The sequence below is a fragment of the Pseudolactococcus piscium genome (genome assembly GCF_002441695.1).
Taxonomy (GTDB): Bacteria; Bacillota; Bacilli; order Lactobacillales; family Streptococcaceae; genus Pseudolactococcus; species Pseudolactococcus piscium.
In genome coordinates this window covers 1-16,626 of the sequence record NZ_JXJW01000020.1, presented here as the reverse complement: position 1 = coordinate 16,626, position 16,626 = coordinate 1, and the positions used below count along the sequence as shown (strand labels likewise).

General features: G+C 36.8%; 20 protein-coding genes, 1 riboswitch and 1 other annotated feature. Of the genes, 13 read left to right on the top strand and 7 right to left on the bottom strand.

The genetic code is table 11. The features are described from left to right. The first annotated feature begins 75 nt into the window (after positions 1-75). From racE to xerS, 13 genes are all read left to right on the top strand, one after another. Positions 76-870 (top strand): glutamate racemase, encoded by a 795-nt coding sequence (gene racE / locus RU86_RS09700; RefSeq protein WP_096815124.1) that lies wholly within the window; start codon positions 76-78, stop codon positions 868-870. Then, positions 867-1,793 (top strand): nucleoside-triphosphate diphosphatase, encoded by a 927-nt coding sequence (locus RU86_RS09695; RefSeq protein ID WP_096815123.1) that lies wholly within the window; start codon positions 867-869, stop codon positions 1,791-1,793. Before racE ends, RU86_RS09695 begins: the two co-directional genes overlap by 4 nt. 7 nt (positions 1,794-1,800) lie before the next feature. Further along, a complete protein-coding gene (locus RU86_RS09690) occupies positions 1,801-2,319 on the top strand; it encodes a metallophosphoesterase (protein ID WP_096815122.1) in 519 nt (172 codons plus the stop codon). Next, entirely contained in the window at positions 2,316-2,783 is a 468-nt protein-coding gene (gene cbpB, locus RU86_RS09685; RefSeq protein WP_096815121.1) for a cyclic-di-AMP-binding protein CbpB, read from the top strand. Before RU86_RS09690 ends, cbpB begins: the two co-directional genes overlap by 4 nt. After that, positions 2,764-3,486: a site-specific tyrosine recombinase XerD gene (gene xerD / locus RU86_RS09680; protein WP_179296267.1), complete on the top strand. Its 723-nt coding sequence runs from the start codon at positions 2,764-2,766 to the stop codon at positions 3,484-3,486. Before cbpB ends, xerD begins: the two co-directional genes overlap by 20 nt. Before the next feature lie 15 nt (positions 3,487-3,501). Then, positions 3,502-4,248, top strand: a complete 747-nt coding sequence (locus RU86_RS09675) for a segregation/condensation protein A (RefSeq protein ID WP_096815119.1) — start codon at positions 3,502-3,504, stop codon at positions 4,246-4,248. Continuing rightward, entirely contained in the window at positions 4,241-4,813 is a 573-nt protein-coding gene (gene scpB / locus RU86_RS09670) for an SMC-Scp complex subunit ScpB (RefSeq protein ID WP_096815118.1), read from the top strand. Before RU86_RS09675 ends, scpB begins: the two co-directional genes overlap by 8 nt. Beyond that, positions 4,803-5,519, top strand: coding sequence for a pseudouridine synthase (locus RU86_RS09665; protein ID WP_047915535.1), 717 nt, complete (start codon positions 4,803-4,805; stop codon positions 5,517-5,519). Before scpB ends, RU86_RS09665 begins: the two co-directional genes overlap by 11 nt. Before the next feature lie 100 nt (positions 5,520-5,619). Beyond that, a riboswitch (FMN riboswitch) is annotated at positions 5,620-5,748 on the top strand. Positions 5,749-5,962: 214 nt separating this feature from the next. Further along, positions 5,963-6,544 carry an ECF transporter S component gene (locus RU86_RS09660; protein ID WP_096815117.1) on the top strand — a complete coding sequence of 194 codons (582 nt, stop codon included), beginning with the start codon at positions 5,963-5,965 and terminating at the stop codon, positions 6,542-6,544. Positions 6,545-6,597: 53 nt separating this feature from the next. Beyond that, positions 6,598-6,732, top strand: a sequence feature (ribosomal protein L10 leader region). A gap of 26 nt (positions 6,733-6,758) precedes the next feature. Beyond that, entirely contained in the window at positions 6,759-7,259 is a 501-nt protein-coding gene (gene rplJ, locus RU86_RS09655) for a 50S ribosomal protein L10 (RefSeq protein ID WP_047915537.1), read from the top strand. Between the two features lie 86 nt (positions 7,260-7,345). After that, positions 7,346-7,708 (top strand): 50S ribosomal protein L7/L12, encoded by a 363-nt coding sequence (gene rplL, locus RU86_RS09650; protein WP_047915538.1) that lies wholly within the window; start codon positions 7,346-7,348, stop codon positions 7,706-7,708. Between the two features lie 149 nt (positions 7,709-7,857). Beyond that, positions 7,858-9,225 (top strand): branched-chain amino acid transport system II carrier protein, encoded by a 1,368-nt coding sequence (gene brnQ / locus RU86_RS09645; protein ID WP_096815116.1) that lies wholly within the window; start codon positions 7,858-7,860, stop codon positions 9,223-9,225. A 288-nt stretch (positions 9,226-9,513) separates the two neighbouring features. Beyond that, positions 9,514-10,584, top strand: coding sequence for a tyrosine recombinase XerS (gene xerS / locus RU86_RS09640; protein WP_096815115.1), 1,071 nt, complete (start codon positions 9,514-9,516; stop codon positions 10,582-10,584). A gap of 68 nt (positions 10,585-10,652) precedes the next feature. Here the strand turns inward: xerS and RU86_RS09635 are convergent, their stop codons facing one another. From RU86_RS09635 to RU86_RS09610, 7 genes are all read right to left on the bottom strand, one after another. Then, positions 10,653-13,001 (bottom strand): HAD-IC family P-type ATPase, encoded by a 2,349-nt coding sequence (locus RU86_RS09635; RefSeq protein WP_096815114.1) that lies wholly within the window; start codon positions 12,999-13,001, stop codon positions 10,653-10,655. A 143-nt stretch (positions 13,002-13,144) separates the two neighbouring features. Next, positions 13,145-13,429 carry a hypothetical protein gene (locus RU86_RS09630; RefSeq protein WP_143468111.1) on the bottom strand — a complete coding sequence of 95 codons (285 nt, stop codon included), beginning with the start codon at positions 13,427-13,429 and terminating at the stop codon, positions 13,145-13,147. Between the two features lie 273 nt (positions 13,430-13,702). Beyond that, positions 13,703-13,852 (bottom strand): hypothetical protein, encoded by a 150-nt coding sequence (locus RU86_RS12120; RefSeq protein WP_179296266.1) that lies wholly within the window; start codon positions 13,850-13,852, stop codon positions 13,703-13,705. Between the two features lie 3 nt (positions 13,853-13,855). Continuing rightward, positions 13,856-14,053, bottom strand: a complete 198-nt coding sequence (locus RU86_RS09625) for a hypothetical protein (protein WP_096815112.1) — start codon at positions 14,051-14,053, stop codon at positions 13,856-13,858. A 447-nt stretch (positions 14,054-14,500) separates the two neighbouring features. Further along, positions 14,501-14,965, bottom strand: a complete 465-nt coding sequence (locus RU86_RS09620) for a hypothetical protein (RefSeq protein WP_096815111.1) — start codon at positions 14,963-14,965, stop codon at positions 14,501-14,503. A 2-nt stretch (positions 14,966-14,967) separates the two neighbouring features. Next, positions 14,968-16,131, bottom strand: a complete 1,164-nt coding sequence (locus RU86_RS09615) for a hypothetical protein (protein ID WP_096815110.1) — start codon at positions 16,129-16,131, stop codon at positions 14,968-14,970. After that, on the bottom strand, positions 16,125-16,626 hold a 502-nt coding region (locus RU86_RS09610), incomplete at its 5' end, for a hypothetical protein (protein WP_218839041.1). The genes RU86_RS09615 and RU86_RS09610, both read right to left, overlap by 7 nt.

The following is a 16,626-nucleotide window of genomic DNA, read 5'->3' as shown; positions in this document are numbered from 1 at the left end:
GTATAGCTTTAATTATAGAGAGATATCTAAAAAAGCTGAGCGTGTCTCAGCTTTTGTTTTTGTGAGGTAATCTAGATGGATAATCGCCCGATAGGGTTTTTAGACTCAGGTGTCGGCGGACTGACAGTCGTAAAAGAATTAATACGCCAATTACCAGATGAAGAAGTCATCTATGTAGGTGATTCAAGACGTGCACCATACGGGCCAAGGCCTGCTAGTCAAATACGGCAGTTTACTTGGGAATTAGTTAACTTCCTCTTATCAAAAGATGTTAAGATGATTGTCTTTGCTTGTAATACAGCGACTGCTGTTGCTTGGGAAGAAGTGAAACAGCAACTTGATATCCCAGTTTTAGGGGTCATTTTACCAGGAGCTAGTGCTGCCATAAAAGCCACGACTACTGGTAGAATTGGTATTATCGGTACTGAAATGACGATTGCATCTGATATCTACCAGAAAAAGATTCATCTATTATCTCCAGAATTGGTCATCCATTCATTAGCTTGCCCTAAATTTGCACCTATAGTGGAATCAAATGAGACCACATCTAGTGTCGCTAAAAAAATCGTCTATGAAACATTAAAGCCATTGGTTAACCGTGTAGATACATTAGTACTAGGGTGTACACATTATCCTTTACTAAGACCAATCATTCAAAATGTCATGGGAAATTCAGTCAAACTGATTGATAGTGGCGCTGAATGTGTCAGAGATATCTCAGTATTGCTTAACTATTTTGAGATAAACCGTGAGCGGACATCACTTAAAAAAGTACATCATTTTTATACAACAGCGAGTGCACAATCATTTGACGACATAGCCGAAAATTGGCTTGCTATACCAGTAAAATCGAGGACACTTAGATTATGAGAACACTATATAAGCACGAAAGCAAACAGATATTTGCCTATGTACTTGCCGATGAGCGAACGTTAACCATCGAAAGTATCTTTGGAGATGAACTTGAGATACCACTATACAGTCTCTTTTTTAAGTACTTCCCCAAACTGCAAGGTCTGAAAATAATCGCCGTTGATGAAAGGCCTTCTGATATTATTGACTTGTTTTTCCAAGTCTTAAGAGACGTAACAGCTGAAGAGTATCAATATCAGTTAAGCGATACCTTAACAGTTAGCTTAGCTGGCAATCAAATACATTCTGAAACGGTCACTTTAGCAACAACACAAGATAAATCACTCTTAATTGCAACGCGTAATGAAGGTAAAACACGAGAGTTTAAGGCCTTTTTTAGCAAATTAGGCTATACTGTAAAAAACCTGAATGATTTTCCTGATTTACCAGAAGTTGCTGAAACAGGGATGACATTTGAAGAAAATGCCCGTTTAAAAGCCGAAACGATTTCTGAACTAACAGGTGAGGTGGTGCTTGCAGATGATAGTGGGTTGATGGTGGATGTACTAGGTGGCCTTCCAGGTGTTTGGTCTGCAAGGTTTGCTGGCCCTCATGCGACAGATGCAGCCAATAATGCAAAACTCCTACATGAGCTAGCAAGTACAGCTGTAACACCAGAAAAACGGACTGCAAAATTCCATACGACCTTGGTTGTTGCAGCACCGGACAAGCCATCTCTTGTTGTTGAAGGAGAGTGGTTAGGTGCCATAGCAACCATTCCAAAAGGGGATGACGGGTTTGGCTATGATCCCTTATTCGTTGATGAGGCAACTGGCAGAACTGCAGCACAACTGACATTAGCGCAGAAAAACAAGGTATCCCATCGTGCGCTTGCGCTAGAGAAATTACTTACAAAATGGCCAGATTGGCAGAAATCGTGAGGGATTTATGATAATTGTTATGAGTGATTCACATGGTGAATCTAAAGTAATTCAAGATATAAAAGCTACCTATCAAGATGAGGCAAGTGCAATCATCCACTGTGGCGATTCAGAGCTTGATGCGACGGATCCTATTTGGGAAGGCATTCGCGTTGTTAGGGGAAATTGTGACTTTGATACGCTATTTCCTGAAAGCCTTGTCTTATCTGCGGATCAAGCACAAGTATTTGTCACGCATGGTCATTTATATGGTGTTAATTTTGGCCTATCACAGTTGACTGATGCTGCGAAAAAAGCGGGCTGTAAACTTGCATTGTTTGGTCATCTGCATACACCAATCGCTACGATTGAGCAAGATATCTTGTGCTTAAATCCCGGTAGTGTTGCCCAACCACGAGGCCAATATAAGACTAAGATGTACGCCAAGATTGACATCACAGCGGATGCCTATGTGATTAGCTATATGGATCTAGCACATCAGCCGATTGCTAATTTACAATTTAGACTAGCGAGGTCTAGTCAATGATTGATAAGCATATTGAATCTTTCCTGATGCAACAAAGTGATACTTTTTTAAAGCCAGCAAGTGAAGTAGCTGTTTTATTAAGTGAACATAATATTTCACATGCTAAAATTTTGTTAAGTCAATACAAGTATTCTAAAGTACCAGTGATTAACCAAGACCATGAATTTGTCGGTATCTTAGGCTGGACAGATATTATTAATTTTGAAATACAGCATGATTTTTTCTACGAAAAATCTGATAGAACGCCTATTTCAGAAATTGTTGATAAGGATGTCTGTACCGTACAAAAACATTATGAACTAGAAGATATCTTACATTTATTAGTCAGAGAACCTTTTCTACCCGTTTTAAATGGTCAAGCATTTTATGGTATTATCCCTCGCCAGGAGATATTAAAGGCCTTTAATGCTTTTGCGCATACTTTTACTAAGGATTATGATATTATTGAACGAAAAAAAGATTAAAGCCTTCATCAACACGCGACAACAATTATCTGAAAACACTAAGCTTGCATACTTTTATGATTTACGTGCTTTTATCAAGTTTGTTGATGGCAAACCGCTAACACAAACTATTTTAAACCTGTTTCAGCTAGAACTCAGAGCACTAGCTCCTGCGTCACAGCATCGTAAAGTATCGACGATCAATTTATTTTTGAAGTACCTTTATCAAAGTGGTGATATCACGCAATATTATGAGCTAGAATCAATTTCACCTCTAGCACATAGGCAAACAAGCCAGACTGAACATAGAGGCAGACTGATTGATGTCACGCCATATTATCAACAGATTCAAAAACCAGGTGATTTACTAGTCTTACTCATATTAGAATTTGGTCTGAAACCATCTGAAATTCAAACGCTTAAATGGGTAGATTTCAACTGGGACTTTAAAATTTTAACAGTAGCTGGTAACGGTATCAAGCGGATATTGCCTATTAGAGAGCGGTTCTCAAGATTGGCACGACCTATAAAAAATGGGGATGAATTATTTACAAAATCTCGCCAATTTTTGCATTATGAATTAAAAAAGACAACCTCTCTATCATCTGCTTCATTGAGAGAGCAGTATATCTTACAGCGCGTTGCAGAAAAAATGTCCATTTACAAGTTGGCTGAGAGTTTAGGATTAAAGTCAATTCAAACCCTTGATAAATATTACAGATAAGAGAGTTTACATAAAATGAGTTATGTAAAAAAAGAAATCAACATAAAGATTCAAGACTTTGAAGGCCCACTAGATTTGCTACTACATCTAGTGAATCAATACAAGGTGGATATTTATGAAGTCCCCTTAGTTGAGGTGATTACACAATACCTCAGCTATCTAGATATGATGAAGGACAGAGCATTAGACCTTGCTTCAGAATATTTAGTGATTGCTAGTCAATTAGTCTTAATCAAGTCAAGACGCTTACTGCCAACTGTTTCAGAAGCATTTGAAGAAGAAACGCTTGATCTAGAACAAGAAATCTTAAGCCAAATTGATGAATATCGTAAGTATAAAGCCTTGAGCCTAAGTCTTGAGGCAAAACATAGTGATCGCAGTCTATTTTATTCAAAAGCTAAAACAGAGATTTTAGCTGATGATGTTGCCTTACTGGCTGATAAGAATGCCTTAGATTTATATTTTGCTTTTTCAGCACTTATGCAACGCAAAAAGGCTGAATTTCAAGATCACCATAATACGATAAACTCGGATGAGTTTTCAGTTGAGGACAAGATTAAGGACATTCTAGCAATTTTTGAAATAGGTAGGCACCATGTCTTTTCAGATTTTTTTAACCTTACACATTCTTTAGATGAAGTGGTCACTGTATTTTTGGCCATGTTGGAGTTAATCAAAAATCAGACACTGACTTTTGAGCAGACCGATTCATTTGGTGATATTATGTTGTCAAGAACAGAAGTGGAGATGATAAGTGAATAAAACTGCTGAACTTGAAGTATTACTATTTGTTACAGGTGAAGAAGGCGTGACATTAAGAGATCTATCAGGCCTCTTAAACATTACCCCTAGTGCAGTAACCCAACAGATTGAGAAACTGACTAAAAAGTACACGCTGGATAACACGTCTGCTCTGACGATTATCGAAACCGCTGGAAAGTATCGACTGGCAACTAAGGCTGTATTTAAGCCGTTATTACAGCACTACGCCAAAACACCCATGAACCAGTCTTTGTCAAAAGCAGCTTTAGAGGTTCTCGCAATTATTGCTTATAAACAGCCTTTAACACGATTGGAAGTCGATAAAATTCGAGGTGTTAATTCCTCAGGCACCATGGCAACACTTCAAGCTTTTGATCTAATCGAAGTGGTTGGTAAAAAGGAAGTCATAGGGAATCCTAATCTTTATGCAACAACTCACCATTTCTTAGATTATATCGGTATAAACAGTCTTGAAGCACTACCGGAAGTAAACGAAGCATCACTCATAGATATTGACGATGTTGATATCTTTAACGAAAAGGAATTAAAGACAGATGAGAATTAATAAATATTTAGCCCAAGCGGGCGTTGCAAGTCGTCGAAAAGCAGAAGACTTAATCAAAGCTGGTGATGTAACAGTTAATGGTAAGATCATGACTGACTTGGCTTACCAAGTTAAGTCAGGTGACGCAGTTGAAGTTAAACAAACACAGATCTATAAAGAAGAACCTGTTTATTATATCCTTAATAAACCACGTGGGGTTATTTCGTCAGTTTCTGATGAAAAAGATCGTAAAACTGTTTTAGATTTTTTCCGTCATATTCCTGAGAGAATTTATCCAGTCGGTCGACTAGATTGGGATACAAGTGGCCTATTACTCCTAACAAATGATGGTGACTTTTCAAATTTGATGACACACCCAAGTCACCAAATCGAAAAAGTCTATATAGCCAAAGTTGAAGGACAAGCCAACAAAGAAAATCTTCGTCCATTAACGCAAGGTGTCAAAATAGATGGTAGAAAAACAAAACCTGCGATCTACCATATTATTAAGCAAGATGTCTCAACTAAAAAATCAGTTGTACAACTGACGATCCATGAAGGCCGGAATCATCAGGTTAAGAAAATGTTTGAAGCTGTTGGCTTACCTGTGCTAAAACTTTCTCGTGTTCAGTATGGTACCTTAGATTTGACTGGCCTACAACCTGGTGAATTCCGTAGACTATCTAAAAAAGAAGTCAGCCAGCTTGTCAATAGTGCGAAATCGTAATAAGTTTACATACTTTATATGATGTAAACAGCACCAAATTAACTTCTTGAATTTAAGCCGTCAAAAGACTTGCAAAAATGCAAGTCTTTTGATATAGTTAAGAAGTCTTCAGGGCGGGGATCGTGTCCCCACTGGTGGTAAAGTCCATGAAGCTTGAGGTTAGATCTCGAGCCCGAATCGGTGAAATTCCGATACCAACTGTTAAAGTCAGGATAAAGAGGAGACAAGAAAATCAGGCACCATCATATAGGTAGGGTAAAACCACGAGTTTTAAGCTTGGGTTCATTTTTTAGTCGTGACTTGTTTAGCCTAACAAACCTGTCTTTACGGGTATAGATAGGCTATTTCAACAGGTTAAACTAAGTAAATCAGATAGCCAAATTCTTTTTTAGCAATACCTATACATTTTCAAGTCTTCTAAATAAAATTTAGGAGGTGCCCAAATGACAAACTCACTTCGCACACGTAAGCTAGTATTGATTGCTATGCTCGCGGCTATTTCATTCATCTTGATGATCTTCCCACAATTTCCATTATTACCGGGGGCTGATTTTTTAAAGATTGAATTCTCAATTTTACCCATTCTAGTAGGTTTATATCTATTTGATTTACCTGCTGCATTGACGATTCTTGTCATCCGTTCTCTTTTAAAGTTATTACTGAATAACGAGGGCGTTAATACATGGGTTGGCTTGCCACTTAATATAGTGGCTGTCGGTTCGTTTGTTATGGTTTTTGCACTTTTTTTCAAAAGAAACGCATCTACTAAGACCTATGTTGCTGGCAGTATTCTTGCAACAGTTACGATGACAGTCGCGATGATGTTAGTAAATTTTGTCTACGCTGTTCCCTTATATGCTAAATTTGCCCATTTTGATATTAATCAAATATTTGGCACTTGGCATTATCTGCTCGCGATTGTCTTGCCCTTTAACTTGATTCAAGGTGTGATATTTGCGATCAGCTTTGCCATTATCTTTGTGGCACTCAAATCGATTTTAGACAGATTAACCAAAAAAAAATAAAAATGACTTAAACCTCTTGCTATACTAAAAAAACTCTGCTATAATTAAATAGTTGTTGTAAAACAACGTGACCGAAGACAGTTGGTGACGCAAGTCATAATTCCAACCGAGGACATTTATTTATTAGTTAATAATGAATTTTTGTACTCTCTATGTCTATGGTTGGCGTGGAGTTTTTTTACGCCATCAAATAATAGAGGAGGAAAAACAAACAATGAGTGAAGCTACAATCGCTAAAAAAGCTGAGTTAGTTGACGTTGTTGCCCAAAAATTTGCAGATGCTTCTGGTATCGTCGTTGCAGATTCTCGTGGACTTACAGTTGGACAAGACACTGAATTACGTAAACAATTACGTGAAGCAGGTGTTGAATTCAAAGTCATCAAAAACTCAATCTTGCGTCGTGCTGCTGAAAAAGCTGGTTATGCAGACCTTACGGATCAATTCGTAGGACCATCTGCAATCGCCTTTTCAAATGAAGATGCAATTGCACCAGCAAAAATCTTATCAGATTTTGCTAAAACTGCTGACAAACTCGAAGTTAAGGCTGGCGTTATCGAAGGCAAAGTATCTTCTAAAGAAGAAATTGCTGCTATCGCATCACTTCCAAGCCGCGAAGGATTGCTTTCTATGCTCCTTTCAGTACTTCAAGCACCAGTTCGCAATGTCGCATACGCTGTCAAAGCAGTTGCCGACAAAGCAGAAGAAGCAGCTTAAGGTTTACCTGGCTATTTCTATACCAAAGGCGAGCAAGTCGCTTAACACTTGCACACTAAATTAAAAATTCTAAGGAGATTCCAACAATGGCATTGAACATTGAAAACATCGTTGCTGAACTTGAAACAGCAACTATTCTTGAACTTTCTGAGCTTGTAAAAGCAATCGAAGAAAAATTTGACGTATCTGCAGCAGCTCCAGTAGCAGCAGCAGGCCCTGCAGCAGCAGCTGAAGAGCAAACTGAATTTGACGTTGAGTTGACTGCAGCTGGCGACAAAAAAGTTGCAACTATCAAAGCAGTTCGCGAAGCTACTGGTCTTGGACTTAAAGAAGCTAAAGATCTTGTTGACAGCGCTCCAGTTGTTATCAAAGAAGGTCTTTCAAAAGCTGATGCTGAAGCTATCGTTGAAGCTATCGGCGCTGCTGGTGGTTCTGCTGGTCTTAAATAATCTTTCGATTATATTAATAAGCATCTTAAAGACAGGGTACGAGCAAACTTCGTGCCTTGTTTTTTTATAGAAAAGATTATGACGCTTTCTGAGTAAAAGCTATTGTTGATCCTATAAAGGTCGTCATAATTAAATACAGAAGAGGATTTATGGAAAAAAAGCTAAAGATTAGTGATTATTTACTGATTGCATCGATGTTATTTGGGCTGTTTTTTGGTGCTGGAAATTTGATTTTTCCACTTCATATGGGGCAAGAAGCGGGTTCGGCCATTTTTCAAGCCAATATTGGCTTCTTAATTACTGGTATTGGCTTACCTTTCTTAGGAATCATTGCAGTTGGTCTATCTAGAACATCGGGTGTCTTTGAGATGGCATCCCGAATTCATCGCGTTTATGCCTATGTCTTCACTATCTTATTATATTTAGTCATCGGCCCATTGTTTGCTTTGCCTCGTCTGGCAACAACTTCTTTTGAAATTGGTTTTTCATCAGTGCTATCATCAGATGTACAGAAACCCGCCTTGGCAGTATTCTGCGTGCTATTTTTCTTTAGTGCCTGGTGGTTTGCCAGAAAACCTTCAAAAATACTAGACTATATCGGAAAATTTTTAAATCCAATATTCTTAATCCTACTTGGCTTTTTATTAGTTATTGCCTTTATTCGACCAATGGGATCTAGTACAGATGCAGCAGTTGGACAAGCTTTTCAAGCTTCACCATTTGTTACAGGATTTACACAGGGCTATAATACCTTAGATGCACTTGCAGCATTAGCATTCGGCATTATTATTGTAACAACAATTAAACAACGTGGTGTAACCAACCCTAAAACGATTGCCATTGATACGATCAAGTCAGGCGTGATCAGCGTCTTGTTAATGGGGATCATCTATACCTGTCTATCTTATCTCGGTGCCATGAGTGTTGCCAAATTCAAAGTTAGTGAAAATGGTGGTATTGCCTTAGCGCAAATTGCCCAATACTATCTAGGGACGTTTGGTATGATCATTCTTGCCTTAATCATCGTGATTGCTTGTTTGAAAACAGCAGTAGGGCTGATAACAGCTTTCTCAGAAACCTTCGTTGAATTATTTCCTAAACGCTCTTATGGTTTTTTTGCTATCATAGTCAGTGTCCTACCTTGTTTATTTGCAAATGTTGGTCTAACAAACTTAATCAGTCTTTCCGTACCAGTCTTAATGTTTATCTATCCTTTAGCGATCACATTAATCTTGTTATCTCTATTTAGTCCATTATTTAAGCATGCAAGTCGGGTTTATCGCGTTACGACTGTATTTACGGCTATTGCAGCCTTATTTGACGGGTTGAATGCCATACCATTCCCTGAACATGCGCAGAATATCATCATTTCTATGGTTGATTTTGCTAAAGCCTTTATCCCATTATTCTCTATCGGAATGGGCTGGTTAGTGCCAGCTTTAATTGGCTTTATCATTGGCCTCATTTGGGAATTCATGGCCAATAAAGTCAAACCCTCAGCAGCATTAAAATCATAACAATAAGAAAAAAACTAACCGTCTGCATAAATAAAGGCGATTAGTTTTTTTTCTTATGATCAATGTGCGTATGTTGCGTAAAATCAAAGATAAAAAATGATAGAATAAAAAAAGTTTTCCTGAAAGTAGTCTTTAGCATCTGTAACTAAACTGTCTAATCACTTAGTTAAGCAAGGCAGAAAACACGTGATATGAGTGTATCTTGATACCTTATTAATTACATCTCTTATCTTTCCGAAAAACTATAATTTTCTTGACAAAAATAAACATATAGCGTATACTATTACTATGAAGAGAGAACGTTTAATTGATAATATTGAAGACTTGAAAGCTATGATGCCAAGCTTTGTTTTAGAATACTATAGATCTAAGTCTGCTGTCCCCTATGCTCTGACAACCTTATATGAGTATCTTAAAGAGTATCATCGTTTTTTTACTTGGATGATGGCTGCAGATATCACGCAAGTAAGCCATATGCAAGCTATCTCACTTAAAACATTAGAAAACTTGACTAAATCAGATTTAGAAAGCTATATCTTATACTTACGTGAGCGACCAAGGCTAAATGCTGCGACGACAAAGTATGGTGTGTCACAAAGTACGATTAATCGTACCTTATCCGCCCTCTCAAGTCTCTATAAATATTTAACAGAAGAGGTTGAAGATGAAAATGGTGAGCCCTACTTCTATCGGAATGTCATGAAAAAAGTTAGCACACAAAAGAAAAAAGAAACGTTAGCATCAAGAGCTGAACATATCAAAAATAAATTATTTTTAGGGAATGAAACGCAAGGCTTTCTAGATTTTATCGAAACAGAATACGAAAAAACCTTATCTAACAGAGCAAAATCATCATTTTTTAAAAATAAAGACCGAGATTTAGCCATTATTGCTCTTATTTTAGCCTCAGGTATTCGCTTGTCTGAGACGGTCAATATTGACCTCGATGATTTAAATATGAATACCTTTGTTGTTGAGGTGATGCGCAAAGGCGGCAAACAAGACTCAGTGAATATTGCTCGATTTGCAAAACCGTATTTAGTGAATTATTTGGCTATTCGAGATAGTCGCTATTGCCCTATACAGCAAGAAAAGGCATTATTTTTGACTATTTATAAGGCTAAAGCCAATCGAATTGATAACTCAAGTATTGAGAAAATAGTTGGCAAATATTCTAAGGTTTTTAAAGTTCGTGTAACACCGCATAAACTGAGGCATACGCTAGCAACACGTCTCTATGCGGAGACAAACTCGCAAGTTTTGGTCAGCCATCAACTTGGTCATGCCTCTACTCAGGTAACCGATCTTTATACCCATATCGTAAACGATGAACATAAAAATGCCTTAGATAAGCTATAAAGGTAACCAATATAAAAATAGCCACCTGTCAATCACGTTCGATTGGCAGGTGGCTATTTTTAAAGCACTTATTGATTTGTATCTTGTCTTAGCGCTAACTTCATTTTGAATCTGTTGTAAAGTTTAGCAAATAATGAAGCAAATATTTTTTGAAAGAATATAGAATAACCGAGTAGCGCAACTAACAAAATCAAGTTAATATAGGTCACATTACCCAGATTTAAAAAGTCTTGCCCGATAATCAAGGTAATAAAATACAGCGTTTGTGTCGTTAAGAAAATAAATAGTCGATATTTGGTATTCGGTGGATAGATGTTTCTTTGCACAAGCAGATAATTCCAGGCGGTAAATAAAATCGCCATGATGGACAAAGCCTTTGTACTACTGCCGAAAAAGTGACCGACATTAATAATTAGTAAGGTACCGATGGCAATTGTTAAACCAGGGGGAAAGGCTTTCTTGAAAATAGTCGGTAGAAATTCGCCTTTGACACGTTTAAAATCCAGTTCAAAGTTAAGTAGAAAACTTGGTATACCAACGAAGCAAGCATTAATGATCGTCAGCTGAATGGGTTCAAATGGATAGCTGAAGCCTGCAATCAAGGTTCCGGTTGTCAGTAAGATAGAGTAAATCACTTGAACTAAGACTAATGCCCCTGCTCTCGTCATATTATTGATGACTCTTCTACCCTCATTCATAATATCAGGAATCGCGTTGAATTGATTATCTAAGAGGACGATATCTGATGTCTGCCGAGCAGCATCGACACCCGATGCCATAGCAATCGAACAGTTTGCTTCTTTTAATGCTAACACATCATTTACACCATCACCAGTCATGGCAACAGTATGGCCTAACGATTTTAAAGCCACAACCATTTCCTTCTTACGCTGTGGTGTAACGCGACCAAATATTTGATAGTTGATAACAGCGTCTTTTAATTCTGTCTCATTAAGCTTAGACACATCGATATATTTTTCAGCACCTGGTAGTTGTACCTTTTTAGCAATCTGAGAAACAGTCGCTGGATCATCTCCAGAGATAATCTTACAGGTGACACCCTGTCCTTTGAAAAATTGTAAGGTTTCTATCACATTTTCTCTTACGGTATCAGATATGAGAAACATGGCGATAGGGGTTATGTTATTAACCGTTTTATGGTCAGCATGCTCATTACTATGACCTAAAGTTAGGACCCTGTAGCCTGCATGCGCATATTTTTTATCGAGTTTTAGGGCTTCTACTTCATTTTCAGATAACAAAAAAGAGGTAGCGCCTAGAAAATACATCCCTTTGTCGGCAAAGGTAACACAACTATATTTACGATCAGAAGAAAAGGGTGTGATGTCACTAGGAATTAGGGCATGATTCTCAGGAAAGGCCAGTCTTAGTGCCATCGCGGTCGGATTTTTATCAGGAAGCGCAGCCAGCATGCTTCCCATGATCGTCGCTACATCAACTGATGGGGCCAATGGAATTGTTTTTTCAACAACCATCTTGCCTTCCGTAATGGTCCCTGTTTTGTCTAAACAAAGGATATCAACCCTGGCTAATGCATCGATACAGTTTAGCTCCTGCACAAGCACTCTCTTATGTGCGAGATAAACAGCACTGAACGTTAAAGCAACACTGGTTAATAGATACAGTCCTTCTGGGAACATCCCAACTGCTGCTGCTACGGTATATAAAATCGCCTTATTAAAGGCAACACCGGAAAAGAAAAACTGTTTGACAAACAAAAGAGAACACAAAGGGACTAAAATGATGCTAATCCATTTGATAATTTTGCCAAGGCTATCCTTAATCATGTAAGTTTGCTTTTTGATTGCCTTAGCTTCTTTAGTAATTTTTTGAATATAATTATCTTCACCAACATGCGTCACTTGGCATACCGCTTGACCTGAGGTTACAAAACTACCAGAGTATAGCTCACTCTCAGGTAATTTATAGATACTATCTACCTCTCCAGTTAATAGAGATTCGTTAATCTCTAAACTACCTTCAACGACACGTGCATCTGAGGGCACCTGATCGCCGTTTTCAAGCAATAAGAAGTCATCTAGTACAATCTGATCTATTGGGATCGTGACCAATACCTTATCTCTGTAGACCTTAGCTTTAGAGACCTTTAACAGGGCCAGTTTATCTAGTGTACGTTTTGATCGTATTTCTTGAAATAGATTAATGATCACATTACTAAAAACAACCAGTACAAACAGACCATTGTAATATGATTTCGTTAATGAAACAAGATAAAATAAAATACAGTTAATGAGATTAAAAAAGGTAAAGATATTAAAAAAGAAAATTTGATAATAAGACCGACTTGTCGTTTTCTTTACTTTATTCGTTTGCTGCTGTTGTTGTCTAATTTTCACCTCATCAGAGGTGAGCCCATAACTACTACGCTTATTCATTTCGATTTCCTTTAATATAAATGTCCATATTTACATACTACTATAAAACCTGTCTTGATACATCAGTCTATAGGCTTAACCTACCTAAAAAAACCCTATTATGAATTAGTAGGTCATATCTGATGATAAGCAACCTAAGATAACTATAGATTATCTGGAAGATCAGTAACATATAAGGTTAAGATGTTTGAACTCGTCTCTAGTGCGGCCATTGTCAGTGGATTAGGCCTTACATCTATCATATCATAATCCCTTTCTCCAAGGGCCCTATCCGGATAAAAAGCTAACTTTTCAGTTGTGAAGCTGCAAGCTGCATGAATACCAGGCTTATTGCCACGTGCATCTAATCTAATCCATCTATTTTGTGACCATAAATAGACAGCATTCAAGGCATGGATACAATATTTTCCCTCTGCTTCACTAAACAAGAGTAGTTTTTGATAGCAAAATCCAGCTATGATAAAGAGAACTTGTTGTATCTGTCAAGTCCTGGCATTTTGTAATAGTTTACTAATCATAAAAAGACAAAGTCACGGGACTTCATCTTAAATTTGAGATTAGCAAAACACTAGCCTTTAGTTTCTATGTTTTCACTTCATCTCTTATCACCTATAGTAAAATCAAGTCTTTCAAACCAAGAATATATCTACTTTTTAGCAAAGTAGATTACTATGACTGAATTTAAAGATACTGAATATTTACTATTTATCTAAATATTCTTTTAAGATTTGGAGTGCTCTTTCTACTTCAAAAGCACTTTCTCCTGAAATCAATTTAAGAAAAGATGCATCTTCTTTATTAGATACCAAATAGTTTAAAGTTGTATCACTAAAAATAATTGTATTATTCATTAATCACTGATTAATGAATAATTTCTTACCTAAATATTCCTTTAAAATTTGAAATACTAAAATAATCAAATTTTTGTTAGAACCACAAACCCCAACTGTTCTCAAATAGTGAGTTTTTTCTCTCTCTTTATCACTCATAACATCCCATAAAGACAAAAATAATTCACTATCATCTAATTCATCTAAAAGATGAACTGTCATTTATCCACCTTCACCAGAATTAAATTGCTGATTTTTTTTAGTTATTCCAATAGATATTGAAATTTTTTCATTTTTTATTTCTGCAATAAATCCAAAATCTTCAAAATCAAATTTATTTATTTCTGTAGGAAAATATCCAAACACATGTTCAAATGCTTGTTTAACATTAATATAACCTACTGATTGTTTTACTGGTAGATATGCTTAATTCATTTTTTTACCACCTTCCAAAATCCCTTACCTAAATTTTCGCAAGTATAGCCTGAATCCTTCAATAGTTTCATTTCAATAGAATATGAAGGAGGTTACGCCCCTTTTTAAAAATTATTCTTATAAAGGCTCATTGATTCATCAGGATTGTTGCTTAAAATAAACTCTTTTCCTCTTTGATTTTTTTAACTTGTCCATTTAAATCCTAAGACAATTTAGTATTAACATATTTGTAATCTATAATAAGCTAGTTAAAAGAAACAACAGCCACATAGCAATTATTGAAACTCCAATGAATACCATTACCGAAATAAGTAGTGACCATACATTATAGCGACTCTCTGGTTCCGAATCTTTTCGTCGCCATTTCCCACCGTATCTTCCATTTCCTACCCATTCAAAATCAGGATCGTCATATTGCCAATTTCGTGCACCTCGGTAATCAACAGGTTCTCCGTATGCTTCCTGTATATCCTTAAATAATTTGTCTACATTTGGTGTTACATCATTTCGATGATATTTCTCTAAATCTCTTAAATCCAACGAAAGGGCATTGATTGCTTTTTTAAAACTCTCTATCCCATTAAAAGATATCATGGCACGATTTAGGATTTCACGTTCTTTAACAGAGGCGGAACTACTTAGACTTAGTAATTCTTTTACTCTAAAAATAAATTCTACTTGTCTATCTGTCATTGCCATTATCAACCCCCACGCCCATTATAAGACGACATGCGTTGTTGTGCTTCAATATGTCTTTGAATTTCCGATTTCTTCCTTGCATCTTCCGCTATTTTTTTATCCTTTAATTCTTGCTCTTTGTATTCCGAACCTTTCATCTTTTCAGTTTCTAACTTTTTAGTTTCTTGAATTTCAGAACATTGGGCTAAAGCATTAAAAAAACTCTGCCCTACAGATATTTTATCTATTCCAGGTTTAACCGGCTCCCCAAATGGTACCTCCTGAATCTCTTTGTTACCATTGAATTTTTCCATAAATTGATAAAAAACAGAAGAAGATCCCAGAATTTTTAATGTTTCACCCGTCGTGATATTCCTAACTTCAGAAAAAGATACTGTTATACCTTCTGTAGTAAAGCTAGACGTCTCAATAACAATGTCATCACTATCCTTAACTTTATTCTCTTTTGGTAAACTAACCTTATCTTCTTCATTTAATTTAGAGCTAAATTTCTCGCCCTCAAGCTTTTTTAGCCACTCCATATTAGTGTCACGTGGAAACATAATCGTGCCATCACTGCTTGATGTTGACTGATTAATCAAGTCAACACCTTGTAAAGCGTATTTAAAGGCTTGGAGGCTATCTGTAAAAAGGGAACTTGTTGTACTTGAAAACGTTTGGAGTGCCAGCAATTTTTTTTCGTAGTCATGCTTGAGTTGCTTTAAATTATCTAGCTGTCTGTCAAGTCCTGGCAATTCTGCAAGTCCACTTACCACACCTTCAAAGCCACCAGTCATAAATTTTTGTATGATTTGTCTATCTGCTGCTATTTTTTGTTCAACCAACTGAATGAGCCGATTTGTATTTGCTAGTTTTTCATTCAGTTGTGCTTCATTCAGATATGAGCTTAAATACCGAACTTCTTGTTCCGCTGTTTTATAACTTTCTAAATCACCTTGAATATCTGCAATGGCTGACGCTAATTTTTGAATCATTGGCAATATATAGGTTTGAAAAAGACTCTGGCCTGCCCGGTAAGCAGCACCTGATAATGCACCTGAATTGATAACCGAATTAAGATGTTGTGTCCCTTGATTGATGCTATCAAGTACCGCTTTGGCACTTTCTAAATTTTCAGTAAGTGACTGAATTAATAAATCTGAATCGCCACTATCGTAAATTACCATGCTAACTTATTCCTTTCTTGATAGAGTTTTTCTAAACAATCCTCTTTATTTATTTTGGCTATCCGCACCTTTTCGTTGAGCGTATCATTTTGCCGATTCACATAATAAGCAAGTGTTTGTTGCAGTTCATAAAAAGTGGCTTGTTCTTGATAAGCTTCTTTTTGATCATGATGAGCAGTCCGGTTTGTTAACTCGTCCGAAACATGTAAAAGTGATTGCGTCGATCTGATAAATTCTAAATTATTTTCTTCAAAATTTCGACTCAAACACGCGAGGTCGTCTAACTCATTGTCGATTTGTTGCATTTTTTGAGTCAAGTTTGATCGTTCAACTGCATGTTCATCTTTAGGCTTAGTTTGACTAAATAACGATTTGACTTTATTTTCAGAAGGGGAATCTGATTTTTTTATGATCTGCCTTGTCCAAACGTCATTCAGTGCTTCAGGAAAAGTACCTGCCACAAGACAGGTTTCCTTTGCTTCCTCAAAAAGTCTG

Excerpts from the sequence above, each read along its gene's own strand:
- RU86_RS09660 (WP_096815117.1), top strand. The coding sequence starts at position 5,963 with ATGACAAACTCACTTCGCACACGTAAGCTAGTATTGATTGCTATGCTC.
- rplJ (WP_047915537.1), top strand. The coding sequence starts at position 6,759 with ATGAGTGAAGCTACAATCGCTAAAAAAGCTGAGTTAGTTGACGTTGTT.
- racE (WP_096815124.1), top strand. The coding sequence starts at position 76 with ATGGATAATCGCCCGATAGGGTTTTTAGACTCAGGTGTCGGCGGACTG.
- RU86_RS09635 (WP_096815114.1), bottom strand. The coding sequence starts at position 13,001 with ATGAATAAGCGTAGTAGTTATGGGCTCACCTCTGATGAGGTGAAAATT.
- brnQ (WP_096815116.1), top strand. The coding sequence starts at position 7,858 with ATGGAAAAAAAGCTAAAGATTAGTGATTATTTACTGATTGCATCGATG.
- RU86_RS09665 (WP_047915535.1), top strand. The coding sequence starts at position 4,803 with ATGAGAATTAATAAATATTTAGCCCAAGCGGGCGTTGCAAGTCGTCGA.
- RU86_RS12120 (WP_179296266.1), bottom strand. The coding sequence starts at position 13,852 with ATGAATAATACAATTATTTTTAGTGATACAACTTTAAACTATTTGGTA.
- RU86_RS09620 (WP_096815111.1), bottom strand. The coding sequence starts at position 14,965 with ATGGCAATGACAGATAGACAAGTAGAATTTATTTTTAGAGTAAAAGAA.
- xerS (WP_096815115.1), top strand. The coding sequence starts at position 9,514 with ATGAAGAGAGAACGTTTAATTGATAATATTGAAGACTTGAAAGCTATG.
- RU86_RS09690 (WP_096815122.1), top strand. The coding sequence starts at position 1,801 with ATGATAATTGTTATGAGTGATTCACATGGTGAATCTAAAGTAATTCAA.
- RU86_RS09695 (WP_096815123.1), top strand. The coding sequence starts at position 867 with ATGAGAACACTATATAAGCACGAAAGCAAACAGATATTTGCCTATGTA.
- RU86_RS09625 (WP_096815112.1), bottom strand. The coding sequence starts at position 14,053 with ATGACAGTTCATCTTTTAGATGAATTAGATGATAGTGAATTATTTTTG.
- RU86_RS09675 (WP_096815119.1), top strand. The coding sequence starts at position 3,502 with ATGAGTTATGTAAAAAAAGAAATCAACATAAAGATTCAAGACTTTGAA.
- RU86_RS09615 (WP_096815110.1), bottom strand. The coding sequence starts at position 16,131 with ATGGTAATTTACGATAGTGGCGATTCAGATTTATTAATTCAGTCACTT.
- rplL (WP_047915538.1), top strand. The coding sequence starts at position 7,346 with ATGGCATTGAACATTGAAAACATCGTTGCTGAACTTGAAACAGCAACT.
- cbpB (WP_096815121.1), top strand. The coding sequence starts at position 2,316 with ATGATTGATAAGCATATTGAATCTTTCCTGATGCAACAAAGTGATACT.